This window comes from Akkermansia sp. 54_46, assembly GCF_001917295.1.
GTDB lineage: Bacteria > Verrucomicrobiota > Verrucomicrobiia > Verrucomicrobiales > Akkermansiaceae > Akkermansia > Akkermansia muciniphila.
In genome coordinates this window covers 23,233-38,053 of the sequence record NZ_MNUD01000025.1, presented here as the reverse complement: position 1 = coordinate 38,053, position 14,821 = coordinate 23,233, and the positions used below count along the sequence as shown (strand labels likewise).

17 protein-coding genes and 1 tRNA gene are annotated in these 14,821 nt (G+C 56.4%); 8 read left to right on the top strand and 10 right to left on the bottom strand.

The annotated features are described in order from the left end of the window. Positions 1-2: 2 nt before the first annotated feature. Positions 3-971, bottom strand: coding sequence for an RsmB/NOP family class I SAM-dependent RNA methyltransferase (locus BHW66_RS04370; RefSeq protein WP_146023949.1), 969 nt, complete (start codon positions 969-971; stop codon positions 3-5). Positions 972-975: 4 nt separating this feature from the next. Beyond that, positions 976-1,935, bottom strand: a complete 960-nt coding sequence (locus BHW66_RS04365; protein WP_022198648.1) for an ROK family protein — start codon at positions 1,933-1,935, stop codon at positions 976-978. Between the two features lie 235 nt (positions 1,936-2,170). On the opposite strand from BHW66_RS04365, the gene BHW66_RS04360 reads away from it, so the two are divergent. The 7 genes from BHW66_RS04360 (at position 2,171) to hemC (ending at position 7,149) form a co-directional block, all read left to right on the top strand. Beyond that, positions 2,171-2,995: a TraR/DksA family transcriptional regulator gene (locus tag BHW66_RS04360; protein ID WP_022198647.1), complete on the top strand. Its 825-nt coding sequence runs from the start codon at positions 2,171-2,173 to the stop codon at positions 2,993-2,995. A 33-nt stretch (positions 2,996-3,028) separates the two neighbouring features. Further along, on the top strand, positions 3,029-3,202 hold the full coding sequence (gene rpmG, locus BHW66_RS04355) for a 50S ribosomal protein L33 (RefSeq protein WP_012419155.1): 174 nt from the start codon (positions 3,029-3,031) through the stop codon (positions 3,200-3,202). A gap of 31 nt (positions 3,203-3,233) precedes the next feature. Further along, positions 3,234-3,479: a 30S ribosomal protein S18 gene (gene rpsR / locus BHW66_RS04350; protein ID WP_046436007.1), complete on the top strand. Its 246-nt coding sequence runs from the start codon at positions 3,234-3,236 to the stop codon at positions 3,477-3,479. 107 nt (positions 3,480-3,586) lie between these two features. After that, positions 3,587-4,381 carry a GTP cyclohydrolase FolE2 gene (folE2, locus tag BHW66_RS04345; RefSeq protein ID WP_012419153.1) on the top strand — a complete coding sequence of 265 codons (795 nt, stop codon included), beginning with the start codon at positions 3,587-3,589 and terminating at the stop codon, positions 4,379-4,381. A 20-nt stretch (positions 4,382-4,401) separates the two neighbouring features. Continuing rightward, positions 4,402-5,160, top strand: coding sequence for a cytochrome c biogenesis protein CcsA (gene ccsA / locus BHW66_RS04340; protein WP_046436010.1), 759 nt, complete (start codon positions 4,402-4,404; stop codon positions 5,158-5,160). A gap of 20 nt (positions 5,161-5,180) precedes the next feature. Beyond that, positions 5,181-6,182, top strand: a complete 1,002-nt coding sequence (gene hemA, locus BHW66_RS04335) for a glutamyl-tRNA reductase (RefSeq protein ID WP_237970441.1) — start codon at positions 5,181-5,183, stop codon at positions 6,180-6,182. Further along, complete coding sequence (gene hemC, locus BHW66_RS04330) at positions 6,172-7,149, top strand: hydroxymethylbilane synthase (protein ID WP_215833580.1); 978 nt, start codon at positions 6,172-6,174, stop codon at positions 7,147-7,149. Before hemA ends, hemC begins: the two co-directional genes overlap by 11 nt. A gap of 52 nt (positions 7,150-7,201) precedes the next feature. Here hemC and BHW66_RS04325 read toward each other — a convergent pair whose 3' ends face one another. From BHW66_RS04325 to BHW66_RS04300, 6 genes are all read right to left on the bottom strand, one after another. Continuing rightward, on the bottom strand, positions 7,202-7,396 hold the full coding sequence (locus tag BHW66_RS04325; protein WP_046436015.1) for a hypothetical protein: 195 nt from the start codon (positions 7,394-7,396) through the stop codon (positions 7,202-7,204). A gap of 89 nt (positions 7,397-7,485) precedes the next feature. Next, positions 7,486-7,842 (bottom strand): DUF488 domain-containing protein, encoded by a 357-nt coding sequence (locus tag BHW66_RS04320; RefSeq protein WP_012419149.1) that lies wholly within the window; start codon positions 7,840-7,842, stop codon positions 7,486-7,488. Positions 7,843-8,238: 396 nt separating this feature from the next. Next, the gene (locus tag BHW66_RS04315; protein WP_046436017.1) at positions 8,239-10,191 is read right to left on the bottom strand and encodes an O-antigen ligase family protein; all 1,953 of its coding nucleotides are present in this window, start codon (positions 10,189-10,191) and stop codon (positions 8,239-8,241) included. 329 nt (positions 10,192-10,520) lie between these two features. Beyond that, the gene (mutL, locus tag BHW66_RS04310) at positions 10,521-12,422 is read right to left on the bottom strand and encodes a DNA mismatch repair endonuclease MutL (protein ID WP_102738079.1); all 1,902 of its coding nucleotides are present in this window, start codon (positions 12,420-12,422) and stop codon (positions 10,521-10,523) included. Positions 12,423-12,464: 42 nt separating this feature from the next. Then, positions 12,465-12,722 (bottom strand): sulfur carrier protein ThiS, encoded by a 258-nt coding sequence (thiS, locus tag BHW66_RS04305; protein ID WP_022198640.1) that lies wholly within the window; start codon positions 12,720-12,722, stop codon positions 12,465-12,467. Positions 12,723-12,775: 53 nt separating this feature from the next. Continuing rightward, positions 12,776-12,851: transfer RNA gene (locus BHW66_RS04300), tRNA-Glu, on the bottom strand. Positions 12,852-13,003: 152 nt separating this feature from the next. On the opposite strand from BHW66_RS04300, the gene BHW66_RS04295 reads away from it, so the two are divergent. Next, entirely contained in the window at positions 13,004-14,020 is a 1,017-nt protein-coding gene (locus tag BHW66_RS04295) for a tyrosine-type recombinase/integrase (RefSeq protein WP_164917349.1), read from the top strand. Here the strand turns inward: BHW66_RS04295 and BHW66_RS04290 are convergent. Beyond that, positions 13,999-14,283 (bottom strand): hypothetical protein, encoded by a 285-nt coding sequence (locus BHW66_RS04290; protein WP_102733907.1) that lies wholly within the window; start codon positions 14,281-14,283, stop codon positions 13,999-14,001. The two genes, BHW66_RS04295 and BHW66_RS04290, sit on opposite strands and share 22 nt — an antisense overlap. A gap of 14 nt (positions 14,284-14,297) precedes the next feature. Beyond that, positions 14,298-14,642: a hypothetical protein gene (locus tag BHW66_RS04285; RefSeq protein ID WP_102733906.1), complete on the bottom strand. Its 345-nt coding sequence runs from the start codon at positions 14,640-14,642 to the stop codon at positions 14,298-14,300. Positions 14,643-14,821 lie beyond the last annotated feature (179 nt).

Sequence of the window (14,821 nt, the reverse complement as noted above, 5' to 3'; positions counted from 1 at the left end):
TTTCAGCAATTCATGGCATGAATGGGCCATGCCTTCAATTCATCCGGCAGGGAAAGTGGGAGCGGATGGCCTCCCTCCTTGCGCAGCAGACAGGTGAAACCGCCCGCTCCTGCTCCGTGAAAGGGCATGAGCCGGTAGCAGGCTTCCTGCGTCAGGGAGGAACGGAAATGCTCCAGCTCCGGCACGGTTACGGTGTGCAGGTCCGGATGGCGCTTCAGCAGGTACAGGACATTGCGTTCATTTTCCTCCGGAGCGTAGGTGCATGTAGTGTACAGCAGGAAGCCGCCGGGAGCCAGACACCGGAGGGCGGCCAGCAAAATGCCCCGCTGCCGCTTGGCGTTGCCTCCGGTGACGGAGGAATTGAAACAGCCGGGGTTGGGAATGCCTTTAGCCAGCAGGGACTGCCCGCTGCACGGGGCATCCGCCAGAATGAGGTCAAAACACCCTGGGGCCAGTTCCGCCCACTGGTCCGGGCGCAGGCGCTGGGTGTACAGATTGGTGAAGCCGCAGCGAAGCAGGTTGTGGCGTAGAATGCCCAGGCGCTTCGGATGCACCTCATTGGAAACATGCTCCTGAGGAGATACCCGCGTTTGCGCCAGAATGCTTTTTCCTCCCGGCGCCGCGCACATGTCCAGGCAGCGTCCCGGACGAAACGGAAGATGCGCCAGAGGGGCCGTTTCCCAGACGGACGAGAGATCCAGCGGATAGTAATAGCCGCATTCGTAATCCGGCAGGGAGCCGGGTTTGGTTTCTGTCTCTCCCGGCGGGAGCTCCAGAATGAAGGAATGCCCCCACTCCTGCGGCGTGTTTTTTGCCGGCAGGGGCGGCTGGTAGCCTTCCGGAGCCTTCGGTGTAATGACCAGCGCGCTTCTGGAACGGTTCCCGGCCTGCATGGCGTCCAGAAAATCCCGTTCCTGTTCCGCCGTCAATTCCAGTTTGCGGGAGAGTCTGAGTATTTGGGATGAAGACACGAGATCAGGCCCGGAATGTTTCTCCGAAGTGGGTGTTGAGGGCCAGATGGGCGGCCCCCAGGATACCCGCCTCCGTACCGAACTGGGCGGGAAGGATTTCAAGGTATTCCACCAGAGGGGCGGCGAGCTGGGCTTTCATGATTTCCTGCAGGGGCTGGAAAAGCAGGGTTTTGGCCTTGGCCACGCCCCCGCCGATGATGATGGCTTCCGGGTTCAGGAGATAGCAGCAATTCATCAGGGCGCAGGAGAGTTTTACGGCCAGGTCCCGCCATACTTGTTCAGCCACTTCATCACCCGCCAATGCGGCCCGTTCCAAAGCGATGGGGTTGCAGTCCACAATGGCCTTGTCAATGCCGTGGCTGGCGTAAAGCGTGCGTGCATCCGCAGCTATTTCCCGGTTGCCTACATAATCCTCCAGGGAGCCGCGGTTGCCGTAATGGCCCAGGCGCCCCCGGTAGTCGATGCTCGTCTGCCCCAGCTCCCCGGCGGAGCAGGTAGACCCGCGCAGAAGTTCTCCGTTCACGATCAGGCCGCTGCCAACGCCGGTGCCGAGGGTCAGGCAGACCAGATGTCTTTTTCCTTTTCCGGCGCCCAGCTTCCATTCCGCATAAGCCATGCAGTTGGCGTCGTTTTCCACGTATACGGGCAGTCCGCAGGCGGCCTGGAGCATGTCCCGTACCGGAACGTTGTTCCAGCCGGGCACGTTGGTAAGCGTATAAACGGTCCCCTGGTAAAAATTGACGAACCCCGGCATTCCCATGCCGATGGCCTGCACTTCCGGGTGATTCAGCCGCAGCATATTCACGAACTGGGCTATGGCTTCAATCAGTTGATCGGGATTGCCGTATTCCTGGGTGGCTATCGAAGGAGCGTGGGCGATTACTTCCGCGCCCTTGACGACCCCCATCTTGATGGAGGTGCCTCCGAAGTCAATGCCGATGGAGGGAATGGTTGAAGCTGTCATATAACGCCAATATAGAATTTTATCGGGCGTTGAAAAGGTTAAAAGAAGTATGTTCCCGGTAAAATCCCGACAGGAAAATAGAGGGTGCAAAAGGGGGGGAAATGACTTGTTTCATCACTGAATTTTCTTGAATGAACATTTGGGCGTTTGTAATGTCTCATAGTCTAGTCAGCGGGGCGGGTTCTGCCCTCTGTTCGTGAAATATTGTCAACCTCAGCCCATAGAGACACCTCCTATGCCTACTCCCAAGAAAACCAATAGCAAGACCGTCGCCAAGGAAGTTCCGGCTTCCAAGAAAAAGACCTGCGGGAAGTCCGATTGCAAGACCGCTGTAGACCTGGAGGCTCCCGCCAAGAAGAAATGCTGCAGGAAAAAGGCGTCTGAACCGGAAAAAGCCGCCAAGCCCGCCAAAGAGGCTGCCGCCGCCGCGGCTGAAATGGAAAAGAAGCCTGCGCCGAAAACGGCCAGAAAGGCTCCGGTTAAGAAAACCGCTCCCGCTCCTGTTGCCCCGGTTCCCGCTCCCGCGAAAAATGAATTGACGGATGAACAGGCGGAAGCCATTGCCGCCGCCAGGGCCGAACTGGCCGCCAACCCCGAATGGGAGCCTTTTGTGCAGATGCAGCGCCAGCATCTGCTGGACTTGCGCGACAGGGCTCTGGACAACATGAGCGGCGTGGCCCGCGATACTCTCCGGAATCATCCGGAAGGCAGTGAGGCTTCCGGCTCCGGGGAGCACCAGGCGGATGCCGGCAGTGACGCCTATGACCGTGATTTTGCGCTCAGCCTGCTTTCCAAAGAGCAGGACGGCCTGTATGAAATCGAACAGGCGCTCGCCCGCATTGACAACGGAACATATGGCATCTGCGAAATGTCATACAAGGTCATTCCCATCCTGCGTCTGGAGGCCATCCCCTTTGCGCGGCTTACCGTGGAATGCCAGGCCCAGTGGGAAAAGGAAAAAGGCCAGAATGCCAGGTTCCGTCCCAGAGTGGCCCTGGGCTTTGCCGGAGGACAAAATGATGTAGATTTATCTGTTTCTCTTGACGATGACGAAGAATAGTGTATAAATCCTCCCCCGTAACACATTTTCATCATGCCAAGAGACATCATCATCCTCGAATGCACCGAGGCCAAAGCCGAAGGAAAGCCTACGTCCCGCTACGTCACCACGCGCAATAAAAAAAGCCTGCGTACTCCCGGCCGCCTGGAAAAGATTAAGTACAATCCTTTCCTGAAGCGCCGTACGCTTCATCGTGAAATGCGTTAACTGGTTCGGCTTATCGATTATCTTTATTATTATGTCCACTGAACCCAAGACTGTAGAACGCCGTATTCGTTTCCGCACGTGCAATCGTCAGATGCCGCGCCGCCGTCTCGACATCCCGATGGATCAGGTCAATCTGCTCAACCCTGATTTTCTGTCCAAGTTCACCTCTGAAACCGGCAAGATTCTTCCCCGCCGTGTGACCGGGCTGTCCGCCAAGATTCACCGCAAGATAACCCGTGAAATCAAGCGGGCCCGTTCCATCAACCTTCTGCCGTAACAAGCCCCAAGGAAAATCTCTTTCGGTAGAATTGTCTTTGCAGGCGGGAGTTTGTCCGGTAACAGGGCAGACTCCCGTTTTATTTCCACCCATCATCCTCTTTTTCCATGCAGGAACTGAAAGATACCCAGTCCGAGGCGGATACGCGCAATATTTCCATTGACCGGGTGGGCGTAAAAGGGTTGCGCTTCCCCATCCAGATACAGGACAAGCTCAACCGCATCCAGTCCACCGTGGCGACGGTTTCTCTGGCGGTGGATCTGCCGGAAGAATTCAAGGGCACCCATATGAGCCGTTTTGTGGAAGCGTTGCACCAGCATGGCCCCTTGCTGGATGTGCATACGGCCCTGGCCATTCCGCGGGAACTGCTCCGCCGTCTGTCCGCCCGCCGTTCCCATGTGGAAATGGAATTCCCGTTTTTCCGCTCCAAAAACGCTCCTGTGACCGGAATTGAAGGGCTCATGGATTACGTTGTCCGGTTTGAGATGGAGGCGGAAGCGAACAACAAACTGGCTGATTTCAAGCTGACAGTTATCGTTCCCGTGACGACACTTTGCCCCTGCTCCAAGGCCATGAGTGCCTACGGAGCCCACAACCAGCGCGGGCTGGTTACTTATTCCGTGCGTTTTGCCTCCAGGCCCGTCTGGATTGAAGACCTGATTGACCTGGTGGAATCCTGCGCGAGCTGCTCCCTGTTCAGCGTGCTGAAAAGGCCGGATGAAAAATGGGTGACGGAAAAAGCTTATGAAAACCCTGTCTTTGTGGAAGATCTGGTGCGCAACGTGGCGTTGAAAACGCAGAGTCATTCCGCCTTCAGCTGGTACCGGGTGGAAGCGGAAAATTTTGAATCCATCCATAACCACCAGGCATATGCCGTCATTGAGCGCGATTTGCGTTCCTGAACCATTTCCGCGCCGGATTTATGAACGATAACTGGTGGGCCGTTGCCTCTCTCATCCTTTCTCTGGCTTTCACAGGGCTGGGATGGCGCCTGCTGGCTTCCGGTCGGCGGTTTTTATATGCCCATCTTTGGATGGCGTGCCTCTTTGTTCTCCAGACAGGGGCGCTATGCGTCAAAGCGTACCAGACGGGAATGTGTCCCATCCGCGGCGCTTCAGAGGTGCTCTTCTTCCTCTCCTGGAGCATCAATCTCTTTTATCTGATGCTGGGACGTGCTTACCGAATGTCCGTGCTTGGCATCTTTACGGCTCCGGCTATTGCCGTGCTGACGGTTTTTTCCCTGCTGATAGGCCGTTCCGGAGCGGACGTGCAGGGCACGCATGACTTCTGGGTGACGGCGCATGTGGGCATAGCCATGATGTCCTACGGAGCCGGCGGCCTGGCCGCTGCCGCGGGGGCGGCGTTCTGCATGCAGAATGAATGTCTTAAAAGACACCGGATTCCCGGCACCTGCCGTGTGCTTCCTCCCATCCGTACACTGGAAGCCAGCATGAAGCGCCTGGTTCTTGTGGCATTCCTCCTTCTTCTGCTTGGGGAATGGCTTGGGTGGCGGGGGAATCTCCCCATTAATGCGGCCAAGACCTCCATTGTCATTCTTCTCACGGCAGGCTACAGCGTCCTGCTGTGGTTCATCTACCGCCGCGGCATTCCGGGAAGGATGTTGGCCTGCTGCTGCGTGGCCCTCTTTATTGCATCCATGAGCATTTTCCTGGTAAGCTGATGAGAATGGTTTGTTTAGGCTTGAATCACCGGACCGCTCCCGTGGAAATACGGGAGCGGTTTGCCGTGCCGTCCCATAAGCTCCGGGAGGAAGGACAGCGCATCCGTTCCCTTCCTGGAGTGGACCAGTGCGTTGTGCTTTCCACCTGCAACCGCATGGAAATTTATTATTGGTCCAACGCTCCGGAAAATGCGCAGGAGCACATTTTATCCCATTTTCTGGGTGATGGGCGCGGGGAACTGGATATGGCTTCTTATTTTTACAGCCATCAGGGAGAAGATGCTCTAGGCCATCTGTGCCGCGTGCTGAGCGGCCTGGATTCCATGGTGCTGGGGGAAACGGAAATCTTCGGCCAGGTAAAAACGGCTTACCAGACGGCCCTGGATGCCGGGGTAACTGCGGCCTGCGCCAACAAAACCTTTCAGAAAGCCTTTACTATCGGTAAAAAAGTGCGGACGGAAAGCCAGATTCATGCCGGGGCAACCTCCGTGGGATCCGTGGCAGTGGAGCTGGCGGAACAAATTTTCGGGGACCTTTCCGGCACCCGCGTCCTTATTCTGGGGGCGGGCGAGATGAGCCGCGTTACGGGGCGCGCCCTGCATGCCCGGGGTGCTGAGGGCATTTATGTGGCCAACCGCTCCTTTGACCGTGCGGTAGAGCTGGCGGGCATGATCGGCGGCCAGGCCATCCGGTATGACGTGTGGGGGAACTATCTCAGGGATATTGACGTGGTGGTGGCCGCCACCGCTGCTCCCCACTGCATCATCACCCGGGAAACGCTTCTGCCTTTGCGCGCCTCCCGTAAATACCGCTCCCTCTTTTTGATTGATATTTCCGTGCCGCGCAACATTTCTCCGGACGTGGCGGATATTGACGAAGTGTATCTCTACGATATTGATACCCTCACCCAGCTGGCGGATGAAGCCAAGCGCAGCCGGGAGCAGGAGGTTTCCCGGTGCGAGGCCATCATCCGGGACAGCATCTCCAGATATTTTCCGGATTCCGCTCTTTATGACCAGTAAAAATACCCTCATCATCGGCACCCGCGGGAGCGCCCTGGCCCTGGCCCAGGCGGATATGGTCCGTGCTGCCCTTTCCCTCCGTTATCCGGAACTGGACGTGCGCTGTGAAATCATCCATACTATTGGAGACCGCCGCACGGATGTTCCTCTGGCGGATGTGGCCCGCGTTTCCGGCATGGTGGACAAGGGGATCTTCATTAAGGAACTGGAAACCGCCCTCCGGGATGGCCGCATTGACGTAGCGGTGCACAGCCTCAAAGATGTGCCGAGCGAGCTTGCCGCCGGCTTCACGCTGGCCGCCGTCTTGCCCCGTGCTGCCGTGGAGGATGTGCTTATCACGAAAGAACCGGACTGGAACGGTTCCGGAACGCTGGCTACCGGAAGCGTGCGCCGACGCCTGATGGCGCGCACGTACTGGGGTTCCGGCCTGCGGTTTGAAAACCTGCGGGGGAATGTGCCTACGCGTTTGGGAAAGCTGGTGGAACAGCCCGGCTGGGATGCCGTGATTCTGGCCAGGGCCGGTTTGGAACGCCTGGGGCTGTACGCGCCGGAAACCCTTGTGGAAGGAAGAAAACTTTACATGCGTCCTCTGCCGGTGGAAGTTTTTATTCCTGCTGTGGGGCAGGGCATCGTTGGAATGGAATGCCGTTCCTCGGACAGGGAGACGGCGGAAATGCTGGAAGGCATCAATGATCCGGAATCTTTTGCCTGTGCGCTGGCGGAACGGGCTTTCCTGGTACGTCTGGGTGCGAACTGTTCCACGCCCGTGGGTGTTTACGCCCATCCGGATGGAGAGGAACTGGTTCTGCGGGCTGCGTATTACGTTCCGGGCAGGGAAGAGCCTTTTGCCGTTGTGATTCGCGGAGACCGGAAAGCCCCTGAAGCGATGGGTCTTCGGGCTTTTGAAGAATTAGGCCTGAGTGGATGGCGGAAGACTTCCTCGTGTTCCGGATGCGGAGAAAAATAAAAAGGCTCCGGACCGGATCCGGAGCCTGAATCAGGCGGAAAACTCGCGGGCATTAATGTTTTTCCTTGGAGCCTGAGCTTTTATCGCTCATAAACTGCCCGGTTGAAGCATCGCGTTTGATGCGCCGCCCGGTTTTGCTTGTGGTAGTCTCGGAGCGTTTTTTGGAATTGCCCTTATGACTTCCACCCATGTGGGAACTGCTGGCCATGTTGTATTCACCTCCTTTCCATTTTCTTCGCTTGTTCATGAACGAGAGAAGAAATCCTGCCGTATCATAGGTTCCCGTGACAGCATTTGGGGCTTGCGGATGGAGTTTGTGCAGGAATATGCTTCTATTTATGAAGCAAACCGTTGCAAAAGGTAATCCCTTAGAGCCGCAGCTTCGTTGTGCTCCGTGTTTCTGGCGGAGTACAGCAGCGTAACCTTCCCTTTCCGCGCCAGCCGGAGCAGATGGGAAACGGCTTCTCCGTTTCCATCCAGTTCCTCATCGTACTTTTTGCGGAATGCGTCCCATCTGACTGGATCATGGGCAAACCACTGGCGGAGCGCCGTGGATGGAGCTATGTTCTTCAGCCACTCGTCCCAGGAAGCTTTTTCCTTGGAAATGCCGCGGGGCCAGAGCCGGTCCACCAGGACGCGGTAGCCGTCTCCGGGTTCCTTGGGGTCATAAATTCGTTTGATGGTTATGTTCATACAAAAAGATTCGATAAAGGAATAGAGCCGGGAAAGTTTTTTTCTGTTGAGCTGCGTCGGGACATGCGTTTTACGGGACCGCCAACAGAGGCAGTCCGCAGTTGGGGGAAAAAGAAACAAACGGTTCTGTTCCGGAGAGGCTGCCGCTTCCGGCGGAAGATAGCTGAAGCCGCTTAAAATTCCGGCGTAACGCCTGTGCGGACTTGCTACGCCAGCTGTCGGCTTTTCATCTTTCTGGCTGCAGTACGCTCTGTGTTCCGTGGACAAATAAGCTGACGTGGAATCCGGTAAAAAAGAAACCGGATAAGACGGGGAAACTTCTGTATGGAGCGGCTTCTCTGGAAAAAGGATATAACGGTTGCTGCACAGATTCCTTTTCCCCGATTCTCCGGAATACTATTTCCTCCAGGAGGGGTCGGGCGTCGTTCTGCGGGCCTGGAGCATCATGATGAGCATCTTGAGCTCATTGAGGCGCGAGTAGTGTTTTTTCCTGACTTCAGGATCCAGGGCCCCATAATACAGCCACCGGTCCGTTTGGGCGGACATCAGGCGCTGGGCCGTCATGGCCATGGACAGGGCGCGTCCTGGGGACTGGGCAGCAATGGCCGTACTCCAGGAATACAGCATATTATTGTAAATGGTAGTCCAGGCGAACATGCGGTCGTCAAACCTGCCGGGACTCTCTACGTACGGGCGGAGCAGCTGTTCCGCTTCCGTGAGGCGTCCCTGGAGGATGTAAAGGAGGCTTTTAGCCGCCGTCAGGCCGTGGTTCCCGGGGCTCAGGCGTTCCGCTTTTTCTTCCTGATGCTCCAATACTTTGAGCCGGGCTGGGCTTGGGGGGGGAGAACTGCCTGCGGCATGCAGAATGTTGCGCCGCACCAAATCCGGGTCCAGGCTGCAGGAGGCGGCTGCTTCCAGCATGGGCAGCCGATTGCTGGAGGAAGCCGGGACGGCTTGAAGGGAGTTTTTCCAGACCGGAAAAGCCAGAAACGCATAACACAGAGCCAATATGGCCATCAGCAGTGCGGCGGTCGCTTGAAGCCAGCGGCCGACTCGGCGCGAAGCCTTCACCCTGGAAAGAGGGGCCGTGCAGGTAATGCCGCCGCATAGGGCGCTGGCTCCAAGCAAGGCAGGGTTATGCCAGATGAATTCCCCATAGGCGTGGAAAGCGGCGATGCACAATACGCAGAACGCCGCCGGTCCCAGGGGATTGGGCCGTTGATGTTCTCCCGACAATTTCAGAACGCTCCGGAGTCCGGAAATAAGAAACAGGGCCAGCAGAGCCAGCATCAGCCCCAGCCCGGCATAGCCGTAGTCGCAGGCGGCTTGTGCGTATTCGTGGTGGGCAAAATTGGGGAGGTTGGCTCCGGAGAAAAACTCCGTGGAAAGATTGGTGTACATCCGGCTGCCGTGACCGAACAGCGGAGCCTGGTCCGCCAGCGCCCAGGCCAGTTTGGACAGGTCCAGCCGGTTGCCGAAGGAAAATGTATCCAGAAGGGCGGTAAGCCTGCCCGCCCCCCGGGACAAATCCAGCACGGCATAGGACGTGCCCAGGAAAAGCAGGATAATAAAGAGGATGGACGCCGTGTAAAATTTTCTGTTATTGCGGAAAACGCTGGAGGTATAAATAAAGAAGCACAGGGTTACGCCAGCCAGGGCGTTTGGGAAGGCGGACCGCGAGCCGCACGTGAAGGAAACGAGGATGAGCGCCAATCCTGTGAATAGGCGGATGCCCCATTTTCTGGCGGAAGCCATGCTGTATGCGCAAAGGAAAAAACCGGTGACGGACAGGAAATGGGCGGAAAAATTTTTGTATCCGAACAATCCGATGTTGCGGATTTCCGTGCCGAACAGGGAATAATCCGGTCTGAACCAGGAGGCTTCCGTTCCCGTTATGTTCTGATACCCCCACAGCAGGGCATTCAGCAGCCCCAATGCCGCAGCCAGTACGGGAAGAATACTCTTTTCCCCGTTTCCGGCTCCGGCATACGTTCCCGCCGCGAACATGACGATGGCCGTGGCGATAAGGCCCAGATCCGCTACGCTCTCATAATAAAACCAGGGGGAAAACCATGCCCGGACAAGGAAATAGCCGCCTCCCAGACCCAGGGCCAGCCAGCCCGGCAGTCCGGGGCTGGGAATCTTGTATCCCCGGAGAATACAGAAGCAGAACAGCAGGAGGGCTGCCGCCAGAAAGCAGGCGGGAAGGAAAAGGGTGTGCCATTCCCCGCCTGCCGCCGTCGTTGCCAGGAAGATGTAAAAAAGGGCCAGCAGGCCCGCCAGAATTTTCCCGGCGGCAGTTTCAGCAATGCGCGGAGCGGGGGAGGTGCTGGGGGGAGAGTCTGGCATGGTTGGGAATTTATCTGGAAGGCTGCAGTATAAACGCGGGAAACTTCCTTGCCAAGAGCAAGCTCCCTGTTGTATGCGGGAGGATGCGTCCAAATGCCAGAGTTCTGGCGGACAAGACGGAAAAGGTGTCCGTAAGCCGGACAGGATAAAATGATCCCTGTTGCCAGGGAGAGTTTCTGCCCCTTACTGCGGCTGAAATAAAACTGAGTATCGGTAAGGGAAAATAATATACCGCAGAAGCGGGCATCAATCCGTCTTTGGCTGCATATTTTCCGTTCGCCGTAAAATCTTGCAGCGTTTCAGCCTGTTTTCTGGAAAACAAGGTTCCCTTATGCCTGTAGGCCGAATTTACGTTTAATTTCCGGAACGGAATAATTCACCAGCGTGGGTTTGCCCCCCGGGGTGCAGTACGGCACTTCACAGGCAAGCAAATCCTTTAGGATGGCAGGGGCCCGGTGAGGGGAAATGCGCTCCCTCCAGGCGGATTTTCTGGCAAATTCCCCAATGAAGGTCTCATAAGCCACGCGTTTGGCATTTCGGCTGAATTCGGACTGGGTGAGACGGTCCACCAGCTCCAGGAGAAAAGCGCGTGCGTTTTCCAGTTCCAGCAGTGCGGGGATGGATTCTATTCTGATGGTATTCTGTCCAAAGGGCGTAACGACCATGCCGGCCTGGTCAAAATGCGGGGCGAACTGCCGGATGACGGCAAAATCCCGCGGGTCCAGATCCAGCACCACCGGATCCAGAAGCTGCTGGGACGGCATGGGGGCTTCCCGGCGTGCGCGCAGCCGTTCAAATATGATGCGTTCCCGGGCCGCCTTGGGATGCATCAGAACCAGGCCTTCCGGCGTTTCAAACAGGGCGAATTGCTGGCGGAGTGTTCCCAGATAGGAAAATCCGGCGGAGGCATCCCTTTCTGAAGCTGCGTTTTCATGGGCGTTTCGTGCCGTTTCTTCATCCTCCTGACGGTGAAAATCCAGTTTCCCCTGGGTGGCGGGAACCTGTTTCAAGGGAATGGCCCGGAGGGTAGGGGGAGGGACAGGCCCATGGGATTGTCTGGCAGAGGAGGAAAGCGGCGGTTGGGCGGCGGAAGAAGCAGGGGCCGGTCTGGCGGCCGCCGGGAAAGCAGAACCGGGGTTGGTGGAACGGGCGGGTATTTCCCCATACGGCGCGGTGGTAGAATGGGCAGGAGGAAGAGTTCTCTCCGGCTCCGGCGCGGCGGCAGCGTGGATTTCCTGCCGGGCGTGCTTTTGAAGAGTGTTGGCTATGGCTTCCACAATGGTATTTACCACGTCTGCGGAACGGCGGAATCTCACTTCCTTCTTGGCGGGGTGCACATTGACGTCCACCAGAGCGGGCTCCACCTCCATATACAAAAAAAGCGCCGGATGCAGTCCGGTGGGGAAGCCTCCATAGCCGTCCCGAATGGCCCTGTTAATGAGCTGGTCCTCCACGGGGCGCGTGTTCATAAAGACGTACTGCCCTTTTCTGGTGCGTCTGGCTTCGGAAAGAGGAAGCAGGAATCCCGTGATGGAAATACCGGGGCCGATGGTCGTTTCTATCGGAATCAGGGCCGCCGCTGTGGCAGCATCCGTCAGTGCGGAAATGCGGACGCGCAGATCCGCTGTGGCGGGAAGGTCAAAAACAAGCTGGTCGTCCCGTTTATAGGCAAACCGTACTTGGGGATAAGCCAGGGCATGCAGGCGTATCTGGTGCTCCACATGGGAAGCTTCCGTTTCTGCGGATTTGAGGAACTTGCGGCGCGCTGGAGTATTGTAAAACAAGTCGGCCACCTCAATGGCGGTGCCGGGAGAGACGCCTGAGCTTCTCGGTTCGTGTTCCAGGCCGCCGTCAATGCGTATTTCCCAGCCTTCCAGATCCTGCTGCTGCCTGGTACAGAGTTTGAAGCGGGAAACGCTGGCAATGCTGGGCAGAGCCTCTCCGCGGAATCCCAGGTGTGTGATTTCAAAAAGCTCCTCCAGGGAAGAAAGTTTGCTGGTGGCGTGCCGTTTGGTGCACAGCTCGGCGTCTGCCCGTGACATGCCGCTGCCGTCGTCCGTCACCTTGATCATGCCCACGCCTCCGCGGCGTATCTCCACCCGTACGAATTTGGCTCCTGCATCCAGGCTGTTTTCCACCAGTTCCTTCACAACGGAGGCGGGGCGCTCCACTACTTCTCCTGCCGCCACTTGGCTGGCAAGGGTGGGAGACATGACGTGGATGGATGGCATGGCGATGACGGATTGGAAAAGACTGTTCCAGAAAGCGGAACCCTAGCCGCCGGCGACGATGGAGACAATTTCCACCCGGTCGCCGGGAGAAACCGTCACCCGGGAAAAATCCTGCGGCAGGAGCGCGGCCCCGTTGTGTTCCACGACGACGGGTTTGCCTTTCATGTTCAAAAGTTCCAGAAGCCGGGAGACGGAACAGGGTTCCGCCAGTTCGTACGGGGATCCGTTCAGCATAATATCGTTCTGGGCTGCCATGACGGAAGCTACTGTACCACAACAGGAGAAAAAATCCAGAATCATCCCGCGGGGATGGCATAAAAAAGATTCCGGTGCAAGTCGGAAAAAAGAAAAGCTGGCATCGCGTACGGGACTCGAACCCGTGTTGCCCGCGTGAAAGGCGGGAGTCCTGGACCGCTAGACGAACGCGACTTGAACCGGCTTTGACAACATCTTGGAGGCGGGAGCGGGAATCGAACCCGCGAGTTATTCCGGCATATATTCAGGGGGTATTTTGTCATGTTTTTACTAGGTTTTTTATGTTTGTTGTTGATGGATTTACTACGCTGTACTACGTTTCTCCTATGGCGTCCTACTACAAGCGCAAGGATAGTCCCTATTATTGGGTTGGCGTGATGCGTCCGGATGGGCGGCGGAAATACCGTGCGACAAAAATCAGGCATGACCAGCCTGGGGCCCTGCGGCGTATTCTGGAATATGTGCGCGGACTGGAGAAAGAGGAACAGATGGCCCGGAATGAAGATGGCCGCCAGTTGTTCAAGGCGTGGGTGCCGGCGTTCCTGGAAGAGTTTCAACGTGAAGGCACGCGCCGCCGTTATCAGGTGGCGTGGAGGCATTTGGATTTGTTTTTCAGGCTCCGGGATGTTCAGCATCCGGGGGAAGTGGATTATAACCTGTTGAAAGATTATGTGGCTTTCCGGACGGATGCGGCCATGGCTAAGGAGTACGGTTGGCGCGCGTGTACCCGCAATAGTGCCATTCTGGAGCTGAAGGTGCTGGGGCGCATCATGACGGAGGCGGTAAGGAAGGGCTATATTTTCGCAAACCCGTGTTATCACATGGGCTTGAGAAAAGACCCGGCGCGGGAGAAAAGGGAAATCACGAAAGAAGAAGAACGGCGCATTGTGGAAGCCTTGAAAGAGGCTCCGGAATGGATGCGGGATTCTTTCATGATTGCCATGAAGCAGGGATGCCGGCTGAAGGAAGTTCAGGTGCCCGTGGAACGGGTGGATCTGGAACATGATACTATCCGTTTTCTTGGTAAGGGCGGCCGGATGCACGAGGCTCCGTTGCATCGTGACGTTAGGCCGATTGCGGAAAAGGCCATGCGGGAGGGGCGTTCCTCCCTGGTTAAGTTGCCGGGGAACGCAAGCAAGCAATGGTGCCAGTTTTTTGACGATTTGGGGATGCCTGATTTGAGTTTCCATTGTACGCGGGTAACGGTAGTGACCCGGCTGGCGCGCGCAGGATTTTCTGAAGGGCAGTGTATGCAATATGTGGGGCATGCCTCGGAACTGGTTCATGCGATTTATCGGAAGCTTAAAGCGCGTGATGTGGCTCAATTAGGTGATGTTTTGTAGGCGTCAAGGTTGCATTGCGGGATGCCGTGGGGGCCGGTAGGGCTTTTGCGTTCTTTGTACGGGCGGAATTCCGGGTTTGCTTTGAGCCATGCCAGGGCGTCTTTAATCAGGATGCGGCCGCCTGGGAACGGGCAGCCCCATTTTTTCATTGCGGAGGTGAAAGCCATGGTAACTCCAAGCGCGGCGGCAAGCTGGGTCTGGTTAAGCAGTCGCGGGGAGTTGCTCGGCAAGTTGCGGAGTTCTTCTTTTTCTTTTTGGGTCATTGGTGTGTGGGTGGTTAGAGGTGGATGATATAAGGGGTGATGGCCGTGCAGGGGAGGCCGTGGCGTTTGATGTGTTCGGCGTAGGGTGATGTTGGGATGTGGTAGCGGCAAAAGGTTCCGGAAGTCCGGTGGGTTTGCAAGTAACAGGTTTCCCCGTCCTTCCCGGTGCGGCGGCTGATGATGCAGGCTCCTAAATTGAGGGGGGTGGCCGTTACTGTAGTGTCGGTAATGTCCGGATCGGCGGCATTGATTTTGTAGTCAATTTTCTGTTCCGGGGCCCATAGCTGGCAGTTTCCGCAGCATTGGCAAGAGGTGAAGTTGTCTTCAATGTAACTTGTTTCTATTTTATAAACATACATAATTTTTTAATTTGATAGTTTATGAAAAGTGTATTTTGAGTATTTGATTGTTCCATACATAAAATATAATCTTGTCTGTTTTTAAGGCGAGCCATGGCAAATTCTGTTCATCCTTGATAAATATAATATCTTTTTTTTCTGCGGTGTTCTCTAATTTTCTAAGTAACTCCAGTGCAAAT

What these genes read in the sequence shown, in the direction of transcription:
- BHW66_RS04360 (WP_022198647.1), top strand. Translation starts at nt 2,171, where the DNA reads ATGCCTACTCCCAAGAAAACCAATAGCAAGACCGTCGCCAAGGAAGTT.
- BHW66_RS04325 (WP_046436015.1), bottom strand. Translation starts at nt 7,396, where the DNA reads ATGAACAAGCGAAGAAAATGGAAAGGAGGTGAATACAACATGGCCAGC.
- BHW66_RS04315 (WP_046436017.1), bottom strand. Translation starts at nt 10,191, where the DNA reads ATGCCAGACTCTCCCCCCAGCACCTCCCCCGCTCCGCGCATTGCTGAA.
- BHW66_RS04285 (WP_102733906.1), bottom strand. Translation starts at nt 14,642, where the DNA reads ATGTATGTTTATAAAATAGAAACAAGTTACATTGAAGACAACTTCACC.
- BHW66_RS04365 (WP_022198648.1), bottom strand. Translation starts at nt 1,935, where the DNA reads ATGACAGCTTCAACCATTCCCTCCATCGGCATTGACTTCGGAGGCACC.
- thiS (WP_022198640.1), bottom strand. Translation starts at nt 12,722, where the DNA reads ATGATTCTGGATTTTTTCTCCTGTTGTGGTACAGTAGCTTCCGTCATG.
- folE2 (WP_012419153.1), top strand. Translation starts at nt 3,587, where the DNA reads ATGCAGGAACTGAAAGATACCCAGTCCGAGGCGGATACGCGCAATATT.
- BHW66_RS04320 (WP_012419149.1), bottom strand. Translation starts at nt 7,842, where the DNA reads ATGAACATAACCATCAAACGAATTTATGACCCCAAGGAACCCGGAGAC.
- rpmG (WP_012419155.1), top strand. Translation starts at nt 3,029, where the DNA reads ATGCCAAGAGACATCATCATCCTCGAATGCACCGAGGCCAAAGCCGAA.
- BHW66_RS04295 (WP_164917349.1), top strand. Translation starts at nt 13,004, where the DNA reads ATGGCGTCCTACTACAAGCGCAAGGATAGTCCCTATTATTGGGTTGGC.
- rpsR (WP_046436007.1), top strand. Translation starts at nt 3,234, where the DNA reads ATGTCCACTGAACCCAAGACTGTAGAACGCCGTATTCGTTTCCGCACG.
- mutL (WP_102738079.1), bottom strand. Translation starts at nt 12,422, where the DNA reads ATGCCATCCATCCACGTCATGTCTCCCACCCTTGCCAGCCAAGTGGCG.
- ccsA (WP_046436010.1), top strand. Translation starts at nt 4,402, where the DNA reads ATGAACGATAACTGGTGGGCCGTTGCCTCTCTCATCCTTTCTCTGGCT.
- BHW66_RS04290 (WP_102733907.1), bottom strand. Translation starts at nt 14,283, where the DNA reads ATGACCCAAAAAGAAAAAGAAGAACTCCGCAACTTGCCGAGCAACTCC.
- hemC (WP_215833580.1), top strand. Translation starts at nt 6,172, where the DNA reads ATGACCAGTAAAAATACCCTCATCATCGGCACCCGCGGGAGCGCCCTG.